A 22,308-nucleotide genomic window follows, 5' to 3' on the forward strand; every position below is an offset into this window, starting at 1 on the left:
CGGGACGCAGCGAGTCATGGGCTGACACGCCACGACCTGGGCCGGCCCTGGTGGGAGGCGCCGATCCGCGGAGTGCGCGTGCCGACCGGCAGTGTCGACACTGTCGCCGCCCGGTGCCGCGCCGCTCTGGAGATCTTGCCGCCGTCCGCCGCGTTCAGCCACGTCACAGCGCTCAGGTTGCTCGGGATCGAGGTGCCCTGGCGGTTGGACCGTGGATCCGCCGGAGGTCACGAGACGCTAGAACGCCTGCACGTCGTCGTTCCGCGCCGGGACGTGCGGCCGCAGAGGAAGGACATCGTCGCCCACGCGTGCAACCAGCCGGCGCTCGAGGTCTTCACGTGGCACGGCCTCCCGGTCACGACACCCGCGCAGACCTGGCTCCACCTCTCTGACGGTCTCAGCGTGACCGATCTCGTGGTGCTGGGGGACTCCATGACTCGCCGGAAGAACCCTGCGACGACCGTCGAGAAGCTGCGCGACCTGCTCGCCGCGACGCACCGGATGCGAGGGATAGTCAGTGCGCGTGCGGCGATCGAGCACGTCGTCGCTGGGACCGATTCCTCGATGGAGTCCCGGACGCGGATGATCCTCGTGGAAGCGGGACTGCCCTGTCCGCAGGTCAACGTGCCTGCGATCGACCCGTCGGGGGCGTTCCTGGCGCTGCCCGACATGTCCTACCCGGTGCTCCGGATCGCGATCGAGTACGACGGCGACGTCCACCGGACCGATCCGGCCACCTGGCGACGAGACGTCGAGCGTCGGCAGCGCCTCGAAGAGGCTGGCTGGCTGATCATCACGGTCACCGCGGACGACGTGATCCGACATCCTGAGCGGCTGATCCGCCGAGTCCTGGCGGCCCTGGCTCGTTGAGTGCGTGATTCGGCTGCGACACGCCCGGCGAGTCGCGGCCAAATCCCGCACTCAGCGCCGGCGCGTCGGCCGCCGTCTAGCGACGGCGGGTTCCGAACACCGTTCGCGTGATCTCCCGGCCGAGCTGCGTCGCCATCGAGCCCAGGAGCTTGTCGAGGCCCGACGACGCGCTCGACTTCCGGGGAGTGCTCCGCGTCCCGGATGCGCCCCCCGCTCGGGCCGCGTCCCGTTCGAGCTTGGCGCGCATCTTCTCGAGCTCGTCGGCCTGCTTCTTGGCTGCCTTCTCGGCCTCCTTCTGGGCGGCCTCCTGCTCCTTGGCGAGCTTCTCGGCGAGCTCCGCCTGCTCGGCCGCGGCCTGCTGTGCGGCGATCCGCGCGGCGAGGAGCTCGTAGGCCGACTCGTTGTCGACCGCCACGGCGTACCGCGCGGCGAGCGGGGAGCCCGCGACGATCCCGTCGATCACGGTCTCCGGTGCGGGCTCCATCGACGACCGGGGCGCGCGGACCCGCGTCCACGCGACCGGTGTCGGGGCGCCCTTCTCGGTCAGCACCGTGACCACGGCCTCGCCCGTCCCGAGCGACTGCAGGAGCTGTTCCAGGTCGTAGGGGGACCGCGGGAACGTCCGCACGGCCGCGCGGAGGGCCGCGGCGTCGTCGGGCGTGAAGGCGCGCAGTGCGTGCTGGACCCGGTTGCCGAGCTGGGCCAGGACGTCGGCCGGCACGTCCTTGGGGCTCTGCGTCACGAAGAACACGCCCACGCCCTTGGACCGGATGAGGCGCACGGTCTGCACGACCTGCGCCACGAACTCCTTGGTCGCGCCCGTGAACAGCAGGTGCGCCTCGTCGAAGAAGAACACGAGCCGGGGCTTGTCGAGGTCGCCGACCTCGGGCAGGTCCTGGTACAGGTCGGCGAGCAGCCACATGAGGAAGGTCGAGAACAGTGCGGGCCGGTCCTGGACGGCGGGCAGCTCGAGCGCCGAGATGGTGCCGCGCCCGTCGGCCGCGACGCGCAGCAGCTCGGTCGTGTCGAACGCGGGCTCGCCGAAGAACACGTCCGCTCCTTGCGCCTGGAGCGTCACGATCTCGCGCAGGACGACCCCGGCCGTGGCCGCGGACAGCCCGCCGATGCCCTTGAGCTCGGCCTTGCCCTCGTCCGAGGTGAGGTACGCGATGGTCGACTGCAGGTCCTTGAGGTCGAGCAGCGCGAGGCCCTGCGTGTCGGCCCAGTGGAAGATCAGGCCGAGGCTCGACTCCTGCGTGTCGTTGAGCCCCAGCACCTTGGACAGCAGCAGCGGCCCGAAGTCGCTCACGGTCGTCCGGACAGGGATGCCCTTGCCGAGCCCGCCGAGCGAGTAGAACTCGACCGGGTAGGTGGTCGGCTCCCAGTCCTGCCCGATGCTCGCGGTGCGCTCGAGGATCTTCTCGCCGCTCGCGCCGGGCACCGCGAGCCCCGACAGGTCGCCCTTGATGTCGGCGACGAACGTCGGCACGCCCGCGTCTGAGAGTCCCTCGGCCATGCCCTGCAGCGTCTTGGTCTTGCCCGTCCCGGTGGCCCCGGCGACGAGCCCGTGCCGGTTGAGCATCGCGAGCGAGAACCCGACCTGGACGTCGGCGCGCGGCAGGGGATCGCCGGGGGCCTCGGGGGCTTCGAGCAGCGCGCCGAGCGCGAGCGTCGCACCCCGGTAGGCGTAGCCTGCGGCGACCTCGGCGGGGTAGCCGTCCAGGGGGCCCGACGGCGGAGCCTGCGTCGCAGGTGCGGCTGCCGGGGCGGTGGTGGCCGGGTCGGGCGTGCCCGACGGCGCCGCGTCGGCGGGGGCGTCTTCGCCAGGCTCGGCGGGGGAGCCTGCGCCGGTGGACCCGGCTGCCGCGGCCTCGGCAGCCTCGAGCGCGGCCTGTGCGGCGGCGGCCTTGGCCTCGGCCGCCTCGGCGGCCGCCTGCGCGGCGGCGGCCTTGAGCGCGGCGAGCTCTGCGGGCGAGGGGGCTGCGTCGTCGGGCATGTCTCGGATCCTAGGGCGGTGCTCCGGTGAGCGCGCGGCGCAGGATGCGACGTCCTGCGCGTGCCACGTAAGGTGTCCCGGAGATGAGTCCTGCCAAGCACCCGGCCGTCCATGTCGTCACGGACTCGACCGCCTCCCTCCCCTCCGGTGACCACCCGGCGCTGTCCGTGGTGCCTCTGCACGTGCTGGCCGGGGACGAGGTGTTCCTCGAGGGCATCGACGTGTCGCCCGACGACGTCGCGCACCGGATCGGCGCGGGCGAGCGGGTGACGACGTCGCAGCCGACGCCGCACGCCCTGGTCACCGCCTACGAGGCGGCGGCTCGGGCCGGTGCGCGGTCGATCGTCTCGGTCCACCTGTCGGGCGACCTGTCAGGCACGGTGCATGCGGCCGCGCTCGCGGCGACGCGCTCCCCGGTGCCGGTGCGGGTCGTGGACTCGCGGACCGTCGCGATGGGCCTCGGGTTCGCGGCGCTCGCGGCGGCCGACGTCGCGGCGGCCGGCGGGACGGTGGACGAGGTGGCGCGGCGAGCGATCGCGGTCGCGGACTCGAGCCGCGCGATCTTCATGGTCGAATCGCTCGACCACCTGCGCCGCGGTGGCCGCCTGGGCGTGGCGGCCGCGACGCTCGGGACGGTGCTCGGGGTACGGCCGCTGCTCGCGGTGCGTGACGGTCGTATCGAGGTGATCCAGAAGGTCCGGACACGGGGTGCTGCGGTCGACCGGCTGATCCAGGTGGCGGTCGACTCGGTCGAGCGTCGGGGTGAGCCCGAGCTCGCGGTGCACTACCTGGGCGACGACGGCGCGGCGAGGGACGTGGCCGACCGGCTGTGGGACGAGACCGGGGTGCGGGCTGCGGTCACGCCCGTGAGCGCGGTCGTCGGGGCGCACGCGGGCCCGGGTGTGCTGGCGATCGTCGTGGCGGACCGCGCGCCGTAAGTCGTTCCTCGGGAGCTGGCCGTGCACAGGTCTGCCCGCGGTGCGTGGCGTCCACAGCACCGTCCTGCTGGCCCGCGGGCGGTGTGCCCACGCGCCTAGCGTGCCCGCGTGACCTTCTCCCGGACGCGCCCACCGACCGCCGACGACGACCTGCCCCGCCCCGGCGGAGCGGACCGGCTGCGGCGGCTGCGCAGCGTCGACCCGGCCCTCGACCCGGTGTCGAGCGACGACGTCCCTCAGCACTCGACCTCACGTCCGGGATCGACCTCAGAGGCCGACGAAGGCCAGCTGGACGAGCCGGCGCCCCGGCGCCACCCCCTGTCCGCGGTCGCGGAGGCGTACACGGCGGCCAACGGTCACCCGACGTCGCACTCGGGGTTCGAGCACGTGCCCGACGGCGGTCCGCGCCGCTGGTCCGTCGGTGCGCGGACGGCGGTGGTCGCCGCGGTCGCGGTGCTCCTGCTCGCGGTGGGCGTGGGAGCGCGGGTGCTCGCCGACGGCGACGACCTGCGACCCGTGGCCGCCCTCGGCGACGAGGCCGCAGTCCCGGTGGAGGGTGTCGGCGAGCCGGGAGGCGGCAGCGACGATTCCACCGCACCGGGAGACGAGGAGGGGACCGCCCCCGGAAGCGGGGCCGGGGCCGGCATCGAGGCGCCCGCGGTGAGCGACGTCGTCGTGCACGTGGTCGGCGCCGTGGCCGCGCCCGGGCTCGTGACGGTACCCGAGGGGTCACGCGTGGCGGACGCGCTCACCGCGGCCGGGGACGCCACGCCGGACGCCGACCTCGCGGGGGTCAACCTGGCGCGCGAGGTCGTCGACGGCGAGCAGATCGTCGTGCCGAGGCCGGGGGAGGTCGTTGCCGCTGCCCCCCGGCCCGCGCCGGGAGGCGACGGCCAGTCGACGGGACCGCTCGACCTCAACACCGCCGACGAGGGCGCGCTCGACGGACTGTCCGGGATCGGCCCTGTGCTCGCGGCGCGCATCGTCGAGTGGCGCGAGGCGAACGGCCCGTTCACGACGGTCGAGGAGCTGGGGGAGGTGAGCGGGATCGGAGACGCGCTGCTCGCGAGGCTGCGCGACCAGGTGCGTGTCTGAGGCGCGGCGCGACGTGTCGGTCCCAGCGCGGCCCCCTCGGGCGACTGCGACGGACCTCCGGCTCGTGCCCGCGGCGCTCGCGGCCTGGGGGAGTGCGTGGTGGCTCACGGCCGCCGAGCCCCGGGCCGTCCTGGCGGGGACCGTCGTGAGCACGTTGCTGGTGGTGCTGCCCGGCGTGCTGCTGCTCGTCGACCGACGCCCGCGCGGATCCGTGGCCACCCTTGCGCTGGGTCGCGGCGTCCCCGGTCGCGGTGTCCCCGGACACCGCAGCCCCGCACGCCGCACCCCGGGACGGCCGTGGCTCGGGCAGTGCGCCCTGGTCGTGGCGTGCGTGCTGGCCGTGCTGCTCGCCGGGACGATGCACCTCGTCGCCCGGGACCGGGGAGGTGCCGCCGACCTCGCCGCCCAGGGCGCGACCGTCGAGGCCGTGGGGCGGGTCGTGGGCGAACCGGAGGAGGTCACGAACCCGTGGTCGGGGGTGGCGGACTCGGTCCGCACCACGCTCGACCTCACCGTGCTCGGAGGTCGCGGCGCCGCGGCCCCCGCGGGTGGGCAGGTCGACGTCCTCGCGGGCCCCGCGTGGGGTGACCTGGCGTACGGGAGCGAGGTCCGCGCGTCGGGCACGCTCGTGCCTGCCGACCCCGGGGACAAGGCCGCCGCGACGCTCGTCGCGACCGGACCGCCCGAGGTCACCCGCGTACCGGTCCCCGCGCTGGGCGTCGTCAACACCTTGAGGGCCGACCTGCTCGCGGTCTCGGACGGCTTGCCCACGGATGCGCGGGCGCTGCTGCCGGGCGTCGCCGTCGGGGACACGTCGCGCATCGACGACGAGCTCGACGAGGCACTCAAGACCACGGGGCTGACGCACGTGACGGCGGTCTCCGGCGGGCACTTCGCGATCGTCGTCGCGACGGTGACGGCACTGTGCGCCACGGCCAGGGCGCCGCGCGGGGTGCGCGTGGTCGTGACGGGAGCGGTCATGGCGGGGTTCGTGCTCCTGGTCCACCCCGACCCGAGCGTGCTGCGCGCCGCGGCGATGGGCGTCGTCGGGCTCGTCGGGATCGGGCTGGGGCGCCCGTCCAGGGCGCTCCCGGCCCTCGCGACCGTCGTCGTGGTGCTGCTCGTGCTGGACCCGTGGCTCGCGCGGTCGTACGGGTTCGTGCTGTCGAGCGTCGCGACGGCCGCGCTGGTCCTCGGCACGCAGCCCGTGGCACGACGGCTCGCGCCGTGGATCGGGAAGGTGCCGGCGTTCGCGCTCGCCGTCCCGCTGACGGCGCAGCTCGCGTGCGCACCTGTCCTCGTGCTGCTGGACCCGTCGGTCGCGACATACGCGGTGCCGGCCAACCTGGTCGCCGCACCAGCGCTCGTCCCGGCGACCGTGCTCGGGGTGCTCGCGACCCTCGTGGCCCCGTGGTTCCCCTGGGCCGGGGTCGTGCTGGCGTGGCCTGCAGGGTTGGCGTCGTGGTGGATCGCCGCGGTGGCCCGGTTCTTCGCGGACCTCCCCGGGGCGCGGCTGCCGTGGCCGGGCGGAGTCGGTGGCGCGGCGGCGCTCGCGGTGCTGACCGTCGTCGGGCTGGTCCTGGTGTGGCGCTGGCGGTGGGTCGCGGGCCTTGCCGGGGTACGGGTGCCGTGGAGCCGCGGGAGCGGGTGGCCGCCCGCGTGGCGCACCGCGGTGCGGGCGAGCGTGCGGGAGGCGTTCGCCCGACGACGGCGCCGCGCGACCCTGCGCCTCCTCGTGGCGTGGGCGGTGCTCGCCACCCTGGCCACCGGGTGCGTGGCGTTTGCTTGGCCGCGCTGGATCGCCCCCACGGGTCGTGACGTGCCGACCGACTGGGCGGTCGTGGCGTGCGACGTCGACCAGGGCGACGGACTGGTCGTCCGCACTGGTGCTGGGCGCGGCCTCATGGTCGACGTCGGGCCCGCCGGGCCCGCCGCGGGGGACTGCCTCGACGACCTCGGGATCGAGCGCCTCGACCTGCTCGTGCTCACGCACTTCCACGCCGACCACGTCGGCGGGCTCGACGCGGTGCTCGACGGGAGGCAGGTGGACCGGGCGCTCGTGACCGGCCTCGGCGACCCCGCCGAGCAGGCCGAACGGGTGCTCGACGACCTGGGCGACCGAGGGGTCCCCGTCGAGGTCGCCGAGCCCGGGACCGGTGGTGTGCTCGGTGACGTGTCGTGGGAGGTGCTGCAGGCTGGGCTCAGCACCGCTGCACCGTCCCCGCAGCACGGGCGCCCGGCCCTGGCCGAGGCCGAGGGAGGGGCCAACGACGCGAGCATCGCCCTGCTCGTCACGACTCCCCAGCTCACGCTCGTCGCGCTCGGCGACCTCGAGGACGCCGGGCAGGAGGCCCTCGACCGGACGCTGCGGTCCCGCGCAGGCGGTGCCGAGGTCGACGTCGTCAAGGTCGCGCACCACGGGTCCCGCGTCCAGTCGCACGGGCTCGCGACGACCCTGAGCCCGACGGTCGCGATCGTGAGCTCCGGCGAGAACACCTACGGCCACCCGAACGACGCCGCGCTCGCCCTCTACGAGAACGCCGGAGCGGCGGTCCTGCGCACCGACCGCTGCGGGACGTTCGCGCTCGTGGTGCGCGACGGGGCGCTCGCCGTCGCGGGCTGCGCGGGCGGGTGACGGGGACGAGCCGAGCCGAGCCGCTCAGTTGCCGACCATGCGGTTGTCGCTGGTCGAGCATGCGGTCGTCGTCCGGAATCGGGCCGATCACGACGCCAACCGCATGCTCGGCACCGGGCACCGGGACGTCTCGCCGGGACGTCTCGCCGGGACACTGCCCGGGATGTGCCTCGGGTGGGTGGCCCGTGGGATCGTTGTGCCCATGGCTGCCGCTCCCTCCCGCACCTCCGCCCGCCCGTCCGCGACGCTCCCCTGGAACGCGGTCGAGCTCGCTCCCGTGGTGCTGGTGCAGGGACCCGAGGGGCTCCTGGCGGAGCGCGCGGTCGACTCGCTGCTCGAGCTCGCCCGCGCCCGCGACCCGGAGGCGGAGAAGTCGGAGATCGAGGCCGTGACCTATGAGTCCGGCATGCTGACGGTCGCCGCGAGCCCCTCGCTCTTCGGTGAGCCCAAGTTCGTGGTCGTGCGGGGCGCGGAGGCGGCCGCGGACGCGCTCATCCCGGACGTCGTGGACTACGTGGCGTCCCCGGACCCGGACACGACCGTCGTGATCGTGCACGGCGGTGGGGTGCGGGGCAAGAAGATGCTCGACGCGATCCGGGCGAGCGGAGCCCCCGTCGTGGCGTGCGAGGCCATCAAGAAGGACGCCGACAAGCTGTCGTTCGTCGCGGCGGAGTTCAAGGCCGCGGGGCGTCGGGCAGACGCCGGTGCGGTCAAGGCGCTCGTCGAGGCTCTCGGCAACGACCTGCGCGAGCTCGCGAGCGCGTGCGCGCAGCTCGTCGCCGACACCACGGGCACCATCAGCGCTACGACGGTCGACCGGTACTACGGGGGCAGGGTCGAGGCCACCGGGTTCCGGGTCGCCGACGCGGCCGTGGCGGGCAAGGCGGGCGAGGCCGTGTCGCTGCTGCGGCACGCGCTCGCGACAGGCGTGGACCCCGTGCCGCTCGTCGCGGTGCTCGCGATCAAGCTGCGCACCCTCGCCAAGGTCGCTGCGATGCGCGGCCGCGGGGGAGCCTCGGCCAAGGACCTGGGGCTCGCCCCCTGGCAGATCGACCGTGCGAAGAAGGACCTGTCGAGCTGGACGCCCGAGGGGCTCGCCGCTGCGATCACCGCGGTCGCGCAGGCGGACGCCGAGGTCAAGGGCGGCGGCCGTGACCCGGTGTTCGCGGTCGAGCGCGCGGTGCTGACGATCGCCGGGGCGCACGGCTCGGGACGATGAGTCCCCAGGGACGCGCCGTGCCGGGCCAGGACACGGGTCCTGGAGTGCACGTGCGGCCCGCGACCCAGGACGACCTGGACGCCGTCGCCGGGATCGAGCGCCGTGCCCGTCGCGGGACGGACCGGGAGCAGCTCGTGCTCGCCCTGGCCGACCGGGAACGGGTCGTGGTCGTCGCGACCATGGGCGAGGAGGTCGTGGGCTGGGCGAAGACCCACTGGTGGTCGTACGCGGACGGCCCGGCGCCGGTCGGCCACTACCTCGGAGGTGTCACGGTCGACCCAGCCTCACGCCGTCGCGGCGTCGGGAGCGCACTGACCCGGGCGCGCACGGACTGGGTGGCCGAGCGGGCGGGCTTCGTCTGCTGCGTCGTGAACGCGACCAACGTCGCCTCGCTCGCGCTGCACGAGGACCTGGGGTTCCGCGAGGTGGCGCGTGCGGCCTCGTTCCACACGATCCGGTTCACGGGCGGGAGCGGCGTGCTCCTGCGGGCCGAGCTGGGCACGGGCCGCGCCTGACGGGGCGACCCGCCCCCGGACGCACGAGAGGCGCTGCCCCGTGGAAGGGAGCAGCGCCTCTCGACGTTCACCGTGCAGCCCGAGGTGGATCAGGGGCGCACAAGGTCACGCGTGGAAGGGAGTGTCACGCTCAGAGAGCGTTGACGGCCTTCGACAGAGCCGACTTGCGGTTCGCAGCCTGGTTCTGGTGGATGACACCCTTGGAGACTGCCTTGTCGAGCTTCTTCGACGCGGTGGCGAGGGCGCTGGCAGCGGCCTCCTTGTCACCGGCGGCGACGGCCTCGCGAACGCGGCGAACGTTCGTCTTGAGCTCCGACTTGACGGCCTTGTTGCGCAGACGAGCCTTCTCGTTCGTCTTGATGCGCTTGATCTGAGACTTGATGTTTGCCACGTGTGGACTTTCTGGTGTGTTCGCCGAAGCGATCGAATAGGTCGTAGAGGGCGATTCCAGCTCCGGGACTGGGGGTGGGGAACCCTTGGAGAGGAGCTGGAACTGTGCCCGCCGACCTGGGCGGACACGCAGCCACCTAGACTACCAGCCGACCGCGAGATCGGCCAGAATGCTCACCTCCGGCTCGGCACGGCCTGCCATCGCGCCGTACGGGTGCCCACGGACGTCGCCCGTGCGCGCCCGTCAGCCCTGGATCCGACCCATCTCACGGACGATCGTCTCGAACGTGCGCCGGTCCATGACGGCGCCCTCGCGGCGCACCGCGCCGGGGTCGACGCGGATCACCCGGTCGAGGCGCACCTCGCTGTCGCGGCCGCGGGAGTCCCACGGGCCCGAGCCGATGTCGAGCCAGTGCCGCCCCCAGCGCGCCTCGTCGGCGGCGTCGCGTGAGTGGTCCTTGCTCGACAGCATGGTCGCGAGCAGCCAGCCGCCGTCGCGCCCGACGAGCAGCACGGGCCGGTCCTTGCCCTGGGAGAAGTCCTCCTCGTAGGGCACCCAGGTCCAGACGATCTCGCCGGGGTCCGGGTCGCCGTCGAGCTGGGGGGAGTACTCGGCCCGCACACGGCCCGTGAAGTCGCCGGGGTAGCTGCCCGTGGGCCGGGGTCCGCGCGCGCTCGCGGGGCCCGCGGGGCTGCCAGACCCGCGGCCCCCCGCCTGGGGTCCGGGCTTCGGCGCGCGCGTGCCCGACGCCGTCGCTCCCGTCCGCGGGCGTGGCGCCACTCCGCGCGGGGTGCCCGACGCCGTCGGGCCGGAGGGCTTGCGGGACGTGCCCGGACCGCTCCCGGACGTGCCGCCCGCGCGGGACGAGCCGCCGAGCGCGCCGAGGATCGCGCGCGCCGCGTCCGTGAGCAGGGAGATCCACTTGTTCTGAGCCACGCCCGCAATCTACCGGGACGGGGCAGCGGGCAGGAGCGTGCCCAGCGGCGGGCACGGTGGCCGCGCGTCCCGCTCCGGACGGTCGCGTGAGCCTCGGCCGCGCGGGGTCGTGGGACAATGGTGGTTGCTGTCCGACCCTGCGTGCGACGACCAGCGACCTGCCGGGCACGTCCCGGCGGCTCACGCTCCGTCGTCGAGCACCGATCCGCAGGGGCGGGCGCCGTCCGCCGCCCCGTCTTGACCCACCACAGGAGCGCACCCCCGTTGTCCCCGATCCCCAGCGCCCAGCTGAGCACCCGCATCCAGCCCGCGGCGACGCCGCCCGAGCTGCTGCGCAACTTCTGCATCATCGCGCACATCGACCACGGCAAGTCCACGCTGGCCGACCGCATGCTCCAGCTCACCGGCGTCGTCGACTCGCGCGCCATGCGTGCGCAGTACCTCGACCGCATGGACATCGAGCGTGAGCGCGGCATCACGATCAAGTCGCAGGCCGTGCGCATGCCGTGGGCCGTGCGGGAGGGGGACGACCCGGACGACACGTCGGCGCCGCTCGTGCCGTACGCCCTGAACATGATCGACACGCCCGGGCACGTCGACTTCACGTACGAGGTCTCGCGCTCGCTCGCCGCGTGCGAGGGGGCCGTGCTGCTCGTGGACGCCGCGCAGGGCATCGAGGCGCAGACTCTCGCGAACCTGTACCTCGCGATGGAGAACGACCTCGCGATCATCCCGGTGCTCAACAAGATCGACCTGCCGGCCGCGCAGCCCGAGAAGTACGCCGAGGAGATCGCTGGTCTCGTGGGCGTCGACCCCTCGACGGTCCTGAAGGTCTCGGGCAAGACGGGCATGGGCGTGACCGAGCTGCTCGACCGCATCGTCCAGGAGGTGCCGGCCCCTCAGGGCGACGCCGACGCCCCGGCGCGCGCCATGATCTTCGACTCGGTGTACGACACCTACCGCGGTGTCGTGACCTACGTCCGCGTGGTCGACGGCAGCCTGAACCCGCGCGAGAAGATCGTCATGATGTCGACCAGGGCGACGCACGAGCTCCTCGAGATCGGCGTGTCCGCGCCCGAGCCGCACCCCACCAAGGGGCTCGGCGTGGGCGAGGTCGGCTACCTCATCACGGGCGTCAAGGACGTGCGCCAGTCGAAGGTCGGCGACACGGTCACCAACGCGGCCAAGCCGGCCGAGGACGCGCTGGGCGGCTACAGCGACCCCAAGCCCATGGTGTTCTCGGGCCTGTACCCGATCGACGGCTCGGACTACCCGGTCCTGCGCGACGCCCTGGACAAGCTCAAGCTCAACGACGCGGCGCTCAACTACGAGCCCGAGACGTCGGTCGCGCTCGGCTTCGGGTTCCGCGTGGGCTTCCTGGGCCTGCTGCACCTGGAGATCGTGCGCGAGCGTCTGGAGCGCGAGTTCGACCTCGAGCTCATCTCGACCGCGCCGAACGTCGTCTACGAGGTGACCCTCGAGGACCGCTCGGTCGTCACGGTCACCAACCCGAGCGAGTTCCCGGGCGGCAAGATCGGCGAGATCCGCGAGCCCGTCGTCAAGGCCACGATCCTGTGCCCCACCGAGTTCATCGGTGCGGTCATGGAGCTCTGCCAGGGCAAGCGCGGCGTGCTGGGCGGCATGGACCACCTCTCGCAGGACCGCGTCGAGCTGCGGTACACGCTGCCTCTCGCGGAGATCGTGTTCGACTTCTTCGACCAGCTCAAGTCCAAGACGCGCGGCTACGCGTCGCTCGACTACGAGCTCTCGGGCGAGCAGGCGGCGGACCTGGTGAAGGTCGACATCCTGCTCCAGGGCCAGACGGTCGACGCGTTCAGCGCGATCGTGCACAAGGACAAGGCGTACTCGTACGGCGTCATGATGACGGAGAAGCTCAAGGAGCTCATCCCGCGCCAGCAGTTCGAGGTCCCCATCCAGGCCGCCGTGGGAGCGCGCGTGATCGCCCGCGAGACCATCCGCGCGATCCGCAAGGACGTGCTCGCCAAGTGCTACGGCGGCGACATCAGCCGTAAGCGCAAGCTGCTCGAGAAGCAGAAGGAGGGCAAGAAGCGCATGAAGACGATCGGTACGGTCGAGGTCCCCAAGGACGCGTTCATCGCGGCGCTGTCCTCCGACGGCGCGGGCAGCAGCGGGGGCAAGGACGCGAAGGACAAGTCCAAGAAGTGAGGTGCCGTTCTTCTCGTGAGCGCGTGGTCCTCGATGTGCCGGGGGCCGCGCGCTCCGCGGCGTCCGGGGGGCGGGCATGAGCCCGGCTCTCCCGGACGGCATCCCCGTGCCCGACGACGGCGCTCTCCCCGCGTGGGTGGGTGCGGTTCCTGGTGCGGGGGCGGACGACCACGCGGGTCGTGACTTCGGCGTGTACCTGCACGTGCCGTTCTGCACCGTGCGCTGCGGTTACTGCGACTTCAACACCTACACGGCCTCCGAGCTGGGCGGCGGTGCGAGCCAGGCCTCCTACGCGGACACGGCGCTGCGCGAGATCGACCTGGCGGCCCGGGTCATGGACCGCGCCGGGCTGGCGTCGCGCCCGGTCTCGACCGTGTTCGTGGGCGGCGGCACCCCGACGCTGCTGCCGGCCGGCGACCTGGGGCGCATGCTCGCGGGCGTGCGCGAGGCGTGGGGCCTGGCGCCGGGCGCCGAGGTCACGACCGAGGCGAACCCCGACTCGGTGACCCCCGAGTCGCTCGCCGAGCTCGCGGAGGCGGGTTTCACGAGGGTGTCGTTCGGGATGCAGTCGGCCGTGCCGCGCGTGCTCGCGACGCTCGAACGGACCCACGACCCGCGGCGTATCCCTGACGTGGTGCGCTGGGCGCGCGACGCGGGCCTCGCGGTGTCCCTCGACCTGATCTACGGGACCCCCGGCGAGAGCATCGACGACTGGCGCACGAGCCTCGAGGCAGCGCTCGCGACCGGTGTCGATCACGTGTCGGCGTACGCGCTCGTGGTCGAGCAGGGGACGAAGATGGCCGCGCAGGTGCGCCGCGGGGACATCTCGTTGCCGAGCGAGGACGACCAGGCCGAGAAGTACGAGCTCGCGGACGAGCTGCTCACCGCGGCCGGGCTCGAGTGGTACGAGGTCAGCAACTGGGCGAGGCGGGCTGAGGGCGACGGTGCCCCCGGGGACGTCGGGGCGGACCCCGCGTTCGTGTGCCGCCACAACCTGGCGTACTGGCGCGGTGAGGACTGGTGGGGGGTCGGCCCCGGGGCGCACTCGTACATCGGCGGAGCATCGAACCGTACAGGTGGCTCGGCGGCCCCCGAGGGGCTCTCCGAGGATCTCCAGGACGCGTCCGACGACTCGGCCGACGACTCGGCCCAGCCTGCGTCGGGCGGCCGCGAGGGCGTGCGATGGTGGAACGTGAAGCACCCGCGGCGCTATGCGGCGTTGCTCGAGGCGGGCAGCAGCCCGGCGGCCGGCCGGGAGCTCCTGACGGTGGCCGAGGCCCATCTCGAGCGCGTCATGCTCGGCGTGCGCCTGCGAGAAGGACTGGACCTGAGCGTCCTTACCGAGGTGGGTCGGCGCAACGTGGCCGGCATGGTCGCGGCAGGCCTCCTCGACGGCAAGGCGGCGATCCGTGGCCGCGGGGTCCTGACCCTGCGAGGGCGGCTGCTGGCGGACACGGTGGTACGGGAGCTGACTGACGGGTGACGACGGTAGGACAGTCGGCTCGGGCGCAGGCCGGAGCGGCCAGGACCTCGACCGACCGCGTCGACGTGTGGCAGCGACTGCGACCTGCCGACCTCGACCTCGACTCGCCGGACAGGTCCCTCGTCGGGCCCCCGCCGCAGAACCCACCGGCCCCCGACGGCCACCGCCCGTCGCGACCGGTGCGACCGACGGTCCGGTACCGGCGGATCGCCGGGCTCGACGGGCTGCGCGCGCTGGCCGTGCTCTCGGTCATGGTCTTCCACTTCGCCCCCCAGGTCCTGCCCGGCGGGTACGTGGGCGTCGACATCTTCTTCGTGCTCTCCGGGTTCCTCATCACGACGCTCCTGGTCCGGGAGTTCCGTGCCCGGCGGGCCGTGTCCTTGTCCCGGTTCTGGGTCCGGCGAGCCCGCAGGCTCCTGCCGGCGCTGGGCCTGGTCGTCCTGGTGTGCACGGCTGCCGCGGGGCTCGTCGGGGGTGATCTCCTGGTGGGGATCGGGGCGCAGGTGGCGGGAGCGGCGACGTTCACGAGCAACTGGGTCTACATCGCCCAGGGCAGCACGTACTCCGGGGGGCTGGCACCGCAGATCTTCGCGAACCTGTGGTCGCTCGCGGTCGAGGAGCAGTTCTACCTGGTGTGGCCGCTCGTGGTCCTCGCCGTGCTCGCGCTGCGGATCACGCGGCGCAGGGCACTGGTCCTGGCGGGCGTGCTGGCCGGGGGATCGGCCGTCGCGATGGCGTTCCTCTACTCGCCCGGCACGGACCCGACACGGGTCTACTTCGGTACCGACACCCACCTGTTCGGGCTGATGATCGGTGCGTTCCTGGCCTTCTGGCACCTGCGCACCGGACGCCCCACCCTCGTCCGGGAGTCGCCGCGGACCACGACGCGCAAGGGAACCCTGTTCGTCGCCGCCACGGGGATCGCGGGCGCGGCCGTCCTGGTCGCGGCAATGTTCTGGATGCCGTGGGACGACGGCCTCACCTACCGGGGCGGCCTCTTCGCCGTGTCGCTCGCGACGGCGGGGGTCGTCAACCTCGTGCTGCACGCACCGGGCCTCGGCAAGCATCTGGACCGGGGGCCGGTGGGCTGGGTGGGCGCGCGCTCGTACGGCCTGTACCTGTGGCACTGGCCGGTCTTCGTCCTGGCCGCCGCGCTCGCCGGGGGCGGTGGGCTGTACGCGAGCCCCGGCCCGTGGGTCGCGCTCGCCGCGACCGTCGTGACGTTCGGTGCTGCGGCGCTGTCCTACCGGTACGTCGAGCGCCCTGTCATGGGGCGTGGTCTGGGCGGCTACGTGCGAACCGTGGTGGCGTGGCTCCGACGGGGCGCATCGGGTCGCAACCCGTTGCCCGTCCGCGGGTGGCTCACGGTCGGTGGCGTCGTGGTCGTCGTCGGGCTCGCGGTCACGGGCTTCGTGCGTGCCCCCGCGACGTCGTCTCTCGAGGCGCAGATCCGGGCGGGACAGGAGGTTGCCGCGCAGACCCAGCAGCCCGGTGGCGCCGCCGCGGCGGAACCGGCCCCGGAGGTGGCCCCGGTGCCCGCAGAGCCTGCCGCGCCGCAAGCGCCGGCCCCGGCCGTCGCCCCGACGCCCCCGCCCGGCGACCAGGTCACGATCATCGGCGACTCGGTCACGCTCGCGAGCGCACCGGCCCTGACCACCTCGCTCCCCGGCGTGCTGATCGACGGCGCCGTGGCCCGCCAGATGAAGGACGCCGTCGGTCTCGTCGACGCCGTCCGCGCGGCGGGAAACCTCCGGCCGTACGTCGTCCTCTCGCTCGGGACCAACAGCACGGTGGACGCCGCGATGATGGACAGGGTCCTCGCCGCGATCGGCCCCGACCACACGGTCGTGCTCGTCACGGGGTACGCCGACAGGTCCTGGGTGCCCGTCACGAACGCCGAGCTCGTCGGCGCGTCCCAGCGCTGGGGGAACGTCGTGGTCGCGGACTGGAGCGGCGCGGTCGGGGCTCAGCCTGCGCTCCTCGGGCCCGACGGCGTGCACCCCACGGGCGAGGGCGCCTCGCTCTACGCGGGGGTCGTCGCGGGCGGTCTCACGCAGGCGGCCGCGCTCCGCGGTTCCTGACGCCGCGGGGGCGCCGACGGGCGGCGCTTCGCGCGGGCTGCGCTTCCTGTGGCGGGAATGGACCGAACGCCCCATCGTGGAGGGTGATCTGTGAAATGTTCGATCGTCACAGTCCGTTCACAGTGTGGCTTGCCGCACCCCGCCGACCCGAGGGATCACGATGAGCGACAACACCGCAGGCGGGCCGCCGCCGGAAGAGAACGAGCCGACGCCCCAGAACCCGTACGCGAGCACTCCGGACCCGGGCGCCGCCGCCGCACCACCGCCGTCTGATCCGGTACCGCCGAGCCAGCCGCCTGCCCAGCCCCCGGTGACGCCGCCGACGCAGCCGCCCACGCAGCCGCCCGCCCAGCCGACGCCACCGGCTCAGCCCACGCCACCCGCCCAGCCGACCCCGCCGGCGCAGCCAGGTCCTCCGGCCGCGCCGCCGTACGGCGCCCCGACCCCGCCCCCGGCAGAGCCCTACGGCGCTCCCGCCGGCGGCCAGCAGCCTCCGTACCCGCCGCCCTCAGGCGCGTACCCGCCGCCCGCTGGCGCCTACCCGCCGCCAGGCCAGCCGGCGTACGCGGGTGCTGCCCCGTTCTCGGTGGGTGACGCGATCGGTTTCGGGTGGAAGAAGTTCTGGGCCAACCCGTGGCCGTGGATCCTCGCGGCCTTGATCTTCCTGGTGATCAACGCGGTCTTCAACTGGATCTCGGGCGGGTTCGACCGGTTCACCGACTACCGCACCGACGGGTTCTCGGACACGAACATGGCCGAGGCGCTGGGGCTGAGCTTCGTCGGCGTCCTGCTGACGATCATCGGCGTGATCATCAGCTACCTGATCGCCGCGTTCTACTCCCGAGGCGCTCTGGACGAGACCCAGGGCCGCAAGCCCGACGTCTCGGCGTTCTTCCGGATCGCCAACGTCGGCAACGTCCTGCTGGCCGCCTTCCTCGTGGCCGTCATGACGATCATCGGCACGATCCTGTGCATCCTGCCCGGGATCGCGGTCGCGATCTTCTCGGCGTTCGTCTACTACTTCACCCTCGACAAGGAGCAGGACGCGATCACCGCGATCAAGTCCAGCTGGTCGCTCGTCGCGAAGAACTTCGGGTCGGTCTTCCTGCTGCTCCTGGCGCTCTTCGGGATCAACATCCTGGGATTCCTGGTCTGCTTCGTCGGCCTGCTGGTCACGATCCCGCTGTCGTACATCGCGGTCGCCTACGCCTACCGGCGTCTGGTGGACGAGCAGCCCGTCTGACCTCGCACCCTTCCCGACGACGGGCCGTGCCGCACCCCCATCTCGGGGGTGGGACGGCCCGTCGTCGTCTGCCCACGGGCGAGCGCCGGGTGTCTGCCGGGTGAACCGGTTCGGTCGGGTGACGGGCACGGTGGCCGCGGGTGCGCCGGACCGGCTAGCGTGAGGCGCCCGGTCCGTCCTGAACGGTCCGGTCCGTCCGTAGAGAGGCCCCGATGAGCAGCCAGAACCCTTCCGACCAGGTCCCCGACTACGGGCAGTACGTGCCCCCGACGGACCAGCACGGCACGCCAGGAGCCCAGCCTGGGCAACCCGGCCAGCCCGGCCAGCAGGGATGGGCAGGTCAGCAGGCCTCGTACGGCCCTCCCGCGGGCCAGCAGGGCCAGTACCCGCCCCAGGGCCAGTACCCGCCGCCGGGCTACCAGGGGGCCCCGGCTTCCCCTCTCTCGCCTGCCGACACCAAGACGTGGGCGAGCCTGTCCCACCTCCTGGGTGGGATCCTCGGGTTCCTCGCACCGCTCGTGATCTGGCTCGTCTTCCGCGAGCGCAGCCACGTCGTGGACGTCGAGGCCAAGAAGGCGCTCAACTTCCAGATCCCCGTGGCCCTCGTCCTGCTCGCCGCGAACTGGGTGCTCCCGGGCTTCCTGTCCGGACTGGTGGTCTTCGGCGTCTGGGTGACGTCGCTCGTGTTCAGCATCATCGCGTTCCAGGCCGTCAGCAACGGCCGTCCGACCAGCTACCCGGTCGACGTGAAGATCGTGAAGTAGGCCGACGAGCCGCAGAGGGCGCGTCCTGGGGGAGACCCAGGACGCGCCCTCGGTACGTCGTCCCGGACGCGGGGCCTCAGTCGGCCGTCACGAAGTCGATGAGCTCCTCGACGCGGCCGAGCAGCGACGGTTCGAGGTCGGCGTAGGTGCGCACGGTCCCGAGGATGCGCTGCCAGCCGCGGGCGACGTCGGCCTGCTCGGCCGCCGGCCAGCCGAGCTCGCGCAGGATGCCGCGCTTCCACTCGGTGCCACGCTCGATCACGGGCCACACGTCGAGTCCCACGCGCTCGGGCCGAACGGCCTGCCACACGTCGACGTAGGGGTGGCCCAGGACCATGACGGTGCCGGGGCGCACGCCCCGCAGGGCCTCCGCGACCAGGCGCGTCTCCTTGCTACCGGGGACCAGGTGGTCGACGAGCACGCCCACCTTGCGCTCCGCCGTCGGGCCGAAGTCCTTGAGCGCCTCGGCGAGGTTGTCGACGCCGTCGAGCAGCTCGACCACGACCCCCTCGATGCGCAGGTCGTCGCCCCAGACCTTCTCCACGAGCTCGGCGTCGTGCTTGCCCTCGACCCAGATGCGGCTGCCGCGCGCGACGCGCGCCCGGACGTTCGCCACCGCCCGCGAGCCCGACGCGGTGCGCGTCGGGGCGACGGGCGCCGTCGAGGTCACCGGGGCGGTCAGCTCGACGGGCTCGCCGTCGACCCAGAAGCCCGGGCCGAGGGGGAAGGTGCGCGTGCGACCTGCTCGGTCCTCGAGGACGACGACGTGCATGCCGCCGGACTTCTCGACGCGCACCACGGCGCCGACCCAGCCGGTCTCGACGTCCTCGACGACGAGGCCGCGCTCGGCGGGCTGAGGGCGGGACACAGGTCGCCGGCGGTGGGGGACCGGGGCGGGGGTCGCGCTGGACAGGACGTCGGAACCGTAGCGATCGAAGCTCACCCGACTCACCCTAGGCGGTGGTCGCCCGTGCGCCCGGAAGGGGCGCGCGGCGACCCGCGAGGTCGTGGACCCGGGCGCCACGAGACCGCCCCTCGCGGGCCGCTCGCCGGGTGCGGGCCCACGCACCGTGGTACGACTGGCCGGTGAGCACTTCGAACGGCCCGGCCACGCCCGACGCCCAGCGGTGGCGCGTCCTGGGGCTGTGCCTCGCGGTCGGTTTCATCACCATGCTCGACGTGTCGATCGTCAACGTCGCCCTCCCGTCGATCGAGAAGGCGCTCGACGCGGGCCCGACCGAGCTGCAGCTCATCGTCGCCGGCTACACCCTCGCGTTCGGTCTCGCGCTCGTCCCGTCCGGTCGCCTGGGGGACGCGGGCGGGCGTCGGACGTTGTTCATCGTCGGCCTCGTGGGCTTCGCGCTCACGAGCCTCGCGGCGGGCCTGGCGCCGAACGACGAGTGGCTCGCGATCGCCCGGCTCCTGCAGGGCGTGAGCGCGGGCATGCTCAACCCGCAGGTCATCGGGCTCATCCAGCAGATGTTCTCGGGGTACGAGCGCGGCAAGGCGTTCGGCATGTTCGGTGCGACGATCGGCGTCTCGACCGCGCTCGGGCCCCTCCTGGGCGGGCTGATCCTCCAGGTCGCAGGCGAGGAGAACGGGTGGCGCTGGATCTTCGGGATCAACGTCCCGATCATCGCGGTCGTGCTGCCCCTCGCGATCAGGTTCCTGCCCGTGACGGCGCGCAGGCCCGGCCCGCGCAGGCTCGACCCCGTGGGCCTCGTCCTCATCGCGGTCGCGACGGTCGCGGTCATGCTGCCGTTCGTCACGACGTCGGGCCAGGACGACGACCCCGGGCGCTGGTGGTGGCTCGCGCTCGGGGCGGTCGCGGTCGTCGCCGCGGTGTTCTGGGAGCGGCGCTACCAGCGGACCACGGGCGCCCCGGTCCTGGACCCGCGGGTCCTGTCGCTCACGTCGTTCCGCAACGGCACGCTGCTCGGCATCACGTACTTCGCGGGGTTCACGGGGATCTTCCTCGTCGCGACGCTCTACCTGCAGAACGACCTGCACTTCACGCCGCTGCACGCGGGGCTCATCGGGATGCCGTTCGCGATCGCGTCGGGCGTGGCGTCGTGGCTCGCGGGTCGCGGGGTCGCGCGCTGGGGCCGGCCGCTCGTGGTCGCGGGCCTCGTGGTGGTGCTCGTCGGGCTCGGTGGCGTGATCCTCGCGATCCGCGCCACGGGGGACGACTCGTCGGTCGCAGGCTGGGGCATCGCCCTGACCATGATGATCACCGGGATCGGCAGCGGGACCGTCATCTCCCCGAACCAGACCTTGACCCTGGCCCGCGTCCCGGTCGAGCTCGCGGGAGTCGCGGGCAGCATGCTCCAGCTCGGGCAGCGCGTGGGATCGGCCATGGGCATCGCTGTGGTCCTCTCGACGTACTACTCGCTCAAGGCGGGCGGCTCGACGGGAGCCGTCGCGGCGAGCACCGCGATGCTCATCACGGTCGCCCTGGTCGCGGTCTCGCTCGTGGTCGCGGTCGTCGACCTGCGGGCGCGGCACGCGCAGGCAGCGCCCGAGGGCAAGGTGACGTCCGCGACGTGAGCGCCGCCGTCCGGTGCGGCGTGGACGGTGCGGTGAGGCCCGGCGCGGTGAGGCCCGGCGAGCGCCCAGAGCCCGACGGCGGGCCGCGGGCCGCGTCGTCGGGTGCGGCGACTGGTTGCTCGGCACGGACGAACCCGACGTCTGAACGTGCCTCTCGCGGGAATGCTCGACCGGCGAGCCAGGCTGCGCGATCTGTGAATTTGTGGGTGAAGTTCGCGAGCAATCGTTCCTCTCGATTGCCGCCCCGCTATGCTGCGGCCACCACACACTACGTCGAGATAGGTGATTCGGTTGGAAATCGCGGAGCGTCTTGCCTCGTTGGCAACCAAGGTTCGTCAGCAGAAGGCCTCGATCCAGACCGAGGAGGCGACCAAGAACGCGTTCGTCATGCCGTTCATCTCGCTCGTCCTGGGATACGACGTGTTCAACCCGAACGAGGTCGTTCCCGAGTTCACGGCGGACGTCGGGACGAAGAAGGGCGAGAAGATCGACTATGCGATCGTCAAGGACGGCGAGGTCCAGATCCTCATCGAGGCGAAGACGGTCGGCAGCCCGCTGGGGATCAACCACGCGTCCCAGCTCTTTCGGTACTTCGCGACGACGAACGCACGAATCGCAGTCCTGACCAACGGCGAGAACTACCACTTCTTCACCGATCTCGACCGACCGAACAGGATGGACGACAAGCCCTTCCTGCAACTCGACCTCTCCGACCTCGACGACTCGCTGGTGCCAGAGATCCAGAAGCTCACGAAGGACTCGTTCGACCTCGAGTCCGTGGTGAGTGCCGCTGAAGAACTGAAATACATCGGCGCTCTCAAGCGAGCGCTTGCGGTGCAGTTCCGTGAACCGGACGCCGAGTGGGTGAAGGCCCTCACCGGCCGCGTGTACGAGGGTTCGATCACCCAGAAGGTGCGCGAGCAGTTCCGCACACTCGTCACGAAGGCGATGAAGCAATTCCTCGCGGACCAGGTCAACGAGCGTCTCAAGGCCGCACTCGGCGGACAGGGGTACGCGGAGTCCGCCGCCCCGCTGACCGGTGAGTCGGCGGCGCGAGAGAGTGTTGCGGAGGCCGTCGAAGAAGCCGATCGCGGGATCGTGACGACGTTCGAGGAACTCGAGGGGTTCCAGATCGTCCGAGCCATTGCATGCAGCGAGGTTCCGCCGAGCAGGATCGTGCATCGAGACACGAAGAGCTACATGGGCATCCTGCTGGACGACAACAACCGCAAGCCGCTCGCCCGCCTTCACTTCAACACGGGGCAGAAGTACGTAGGGCTGTTCGACGAGGAGAAGAACGAGACCCGACACGCGATCGAGACGCCGGAGGAGATCTACAACTTCGCCGAGCACATCCGCAAGAGCGTGCACTACTACGACTGATCGTCGGGGCGGGCCGTCGCCTGAC

General features: G+C 72.8%; 17 protein-coding genes. 13 read left to right on the top strand and 4 right to left on the bottom strand.

Annotated features, from left to right (window positions below):
* Positions 1–402: 402 nt before the first annotated feature.
* On the top strand, positions 403–870 hold the full coding sequence (locus tag H9640_RS01510; RefSeq protein WP_191788961.1) for an endonuclease domain-containing protein: 468 nt from the start codon (positions 403–405) through the stop codon (positions 868–870).
* A 76-nt stretch (positions 871–946) separates the two neighbouring features.
* On the opposite strand, the gene H9640_RS01515 is transcribed toward H9640_RS01510, so the two are convergent.
* Positions 947–2,866 (bottom strand): helicase HerA-like domain-containing protein, encoded by a 1,920-nt coding sequence (locus H9640_RS01515; protein WP_191788962.1) that lies wholly within the window; start codon positions 2,864–2,866, stop codon positions 947–949.
* Positions 2,867–2,949: 83 nt separating this feature from the next.
* Between H9640_RS01515 and H9640_RS01520 the strand changes: the two genes are divergently transcribed.
* The 5 genes from H9640_RS01520 to H9640_RS01540 all read left to right on the top strand — a co-directional run bounded on the left by H9640_RS01520 (position 2,950) and on the right by H9640_RS01540 (position 9,268).
* Entirely contained in the window at positions 2,950–3,804 is an 855-nt protein-coding gene (locus H9640_RS01520) for a DegV family protein (RefSeq protein WP_191788963.1), read from the top strand.
* Between the two features lie 108 nt (positions 3,805–3,912).
* Complete coding sequence (locus H9640_RS19515; protein ID WP_318243594.1) at positions 3,913–4,899, top strand: helix-hairpin-helix domain-containing protein; 987 nt, start codon at positions 3,913–3,915, stop codon at positions 4,897–4,899.
* Between the two features lie 64 nt (positions 4,900–4,963).
* Positions 4,964–7,534 carry a ComEC/Rec2 family competence protein gene (locus H9640_RS01530; protein WP_318243595.1) on the top strand — a complete coding sequence of 857 codons (2,571 nt, stop codon included), beginning with the start codon at positions 4,964–4,966 and terminating at the stop codon, positions 7,532–7,534.
* Positions 7,535–7,736: 202 nt separating this feature from the next.
* Positions 7,737–8,753: a DNA polymerase III subunit delta gene (gene holA / locus H9640_RS01535; RefSeq protein WP_191788965.1), complete on the top strand. Its 1,017-nt coding sequence runs from the start codon at positions 7,737–7,739 to the stop codon at positions 8,751–8,753.
* Positions 8,750–9,268 carry a GNAT family N-acetyltransferase gene (locus tag H9640_RS01540; protein ID WP_191788966.1) on the top strand — a complete coding sequence of 173 codons (519 nt, stop codon included), beginning with the start codon at positions 8,750–8,752 and terminating at the stop codon, positions 9,266–9,268. The genes holA and H9640_RS01540 overlap by 4 nt, the downstream gene beginning before the upstream one ends.
* 130 nt (positions 9,269–9,398) lie before the next feature.
* Here the strand turns inward: H9640_RS01540 and rpsT are convergent, their stop codons facing one another.
* The gene (rpsT, locus tag H9640_RS01545; RefSeq protein WP_191788967.1) at positions 9,399–9,659 is read right to left on the bottom strand and encodes a 30S ribosomal protein S20; all 261 of its coding nucleotides are present in this window, start codon (positions 9,657–9,659) and stop codon (positions 9,399–9,401) included.
* A 243-nt stretch (positions 9,660–9,902) separates the two neighbouring features.
* A complete protein-coding gene (locus H9640_RS01550) occupies positions 9,903–10,595 on the bottom strand; it encodes a type II toxin-antitoxin system PemK/MazF family toxin (protein ID WP_191788968.1) in 693 nt (230 codons plus the stop codon).
* 264 nt (positions 10,596–10,859) lie between these two features.
* Between H9640_RS01550 and lepA the strand changes: the two genes are divergently transcribed.
* The 5 genes from lepA to H9640_RS01575 all read left to right on the top strand — a co-directional run bounded on the left by lepA (position 10,860) and on the right by H9640_RS01575 (position 18,353).
* Entirely contained in the window at positions 10,860–12,782 is a 1,923-nt protein-coding gene (gene lepA / locus H9640_RS01555) for a translation elongation factor 4 (protein ID WP_191788969.1), read from the top strand.
* Positions 12,783–12,858: 76 nt separating this feature from the next.
* Positions 12,859–14,265 carry a radical SAM family heme chaperone HemW gene (hemW, locus tag H9640_RS01560; RefSeq protein WP_191788970.1) on the top strand — a complete coding sequence of 469 codons (1,407 nt, stop codon included), beginning with the start codon at positions 12,859–12,861 and terminating at the stop codon, positions 14,263–14,265.
* Positions 14,262–16,346: an acyltransferase family protein gene (locus H9640_RS01565; protein ID WP_191788971.1), complete on the top strand. Its 2,085-nt coding sequence runs from the start codon at positions 14,262–14,264 to the stop codon at positions 16,344–16,346. Before hemW ends, H9640_RS01565 begins: the two co-directional genes overlap by 4 nt.
* A 160-nt stretch (positions 16,347–16,506) precedes the next feature.
* A complete protein-coding gene (locus H9640_RS01570) occupies positions 16,507–17,589 on the top strand; it encodes a DUF2189 domain-containing protein (RefSeq protein ID WP_191788972.1) in 1,083 nt (360 codons plus the stop codon).
* Between the two features lie 212 nt (positions 17,590–17,801).
* Positions 17,802–18,353, top strand: a complete 552-nt coding sequence (locus tag H9640_RS01575) for a DUF4870 domain-containing protein (RefSeq protein WP_191788973.1) — start codon at positions 17,802–17,804, stop codon at positions 18,351–18,353.
* A 76-nt stretch (positions 18,354–18,429) separates the two neighbouring features.
* Here H9640_RS01575 and H9640_RS01580 read toward each other — a convergent pair whose 3' ends face one another.
* The gene (locus tag H9640_RS01580) at positions 18,430–19,296 is read right to left on the bottom strand and encodes a DUF3097 domain-containing protein (RefSeq protein WP_191788974.1); all 867 of its coding nucleotides are present in this window, start codon (positions 19,294–19,296) and stop codon (positions 18,430–18,432) included.
* 143 nt (positions 19,297–19,439) lie between these two features.
* Here H9640_RS01580 and H9640_RS01585 point away from each other — a divergent pair, with 143 nt between their 5' ends.
* Positions 19,440–20,900: an MFS transporter gene (locus tag H9640_RS01585; RefSeq protein ID WP_191788975.1), complete on the top strand. Its 1,461-nt coding sequence runs from the start codon at positions 19,440–19,442 to the stop codon at positions 20,898–20,900.
* A gap of 291 nt (positions 20,901–21,191) precedes the next feature.
* Positions 21,192–22,283, top strand: coding sequence for a type I restriction endonuclease (locus H9640_RS01590; RefSeq protein ID WP_191788976.1), 1,092 nt, complete (start codon positions 21,192–21,194; stop codon positions 22,281–22,283).
* The last annotated feature ends 25 nt before the right edge of the window (positions 22,284–22,308 follow it).

Origin of the sequence: Oerskovia gallyi, assembly GCF_014836745.1 — a bacterium.
Classification (GTDB): domain Bacteria; phylum Actinomycetota; class Actinomycetes; order Actinomycetales; family Cellulomonadaceae; genus Oerskovia; species Oerskovia paurometabola.

What these genes read in the sequence shown, in the direction of transcription:
- H9640_RS01515 (WP_191788962.1), bottom strand. Translation starts at nt 2,866, where the DNA reads ATGCCCGACGACGCAGCCCCCTCGCCCGCAGAGCTCGCCGCGCTCAAG.
- H9640_RS01520 (WP_191788963.1), top strand. Translation starts at nt 2,950, where the DNA reads ATGAGTCCTGCCAAGCACCCGGCCGTCCATGTCGTCACGGACTCGACC.
- holA (WP_191788965.1), top strand. Translation starts at nt 7,737, where the DNA reads ATGGCTGCCGCTCCCTCCCGCACCTCCGCCCGCCCGTCCGCGACGCTC.
- H9640_RS01540 (WP_191788966.1), top strand. Translation starts at nt 8,750, where the DNA reads ATGAGTCCCCAGGGACGCGCCGTGCCGGGCCAGGACACGGGTCCTGGA.
- hemW (WP_191788970.1), top strand. Translation starts at nt 12,859, where the DNA reads ATGAGCCCGGCTCTCCCGGACGGCATCCCCGTGCCCGACGACGGCGCT.
- H9640_RS01570 (WP_191788972.1), top strand. Translation starts at nt 16,507, where the DNA reads ATGAGCGACAACACCGCAGGCGGGCCGCCGCCGGAAGAGAACGAGCCG.
- H9640_RS01575 (WP_191788973.1), top strand. Translation starts at nt 17,802, where the DNA reads ATGAGCAGCCAGAACCCTTCCGACCAGGTCCCCGACTACGGGCAGTAC.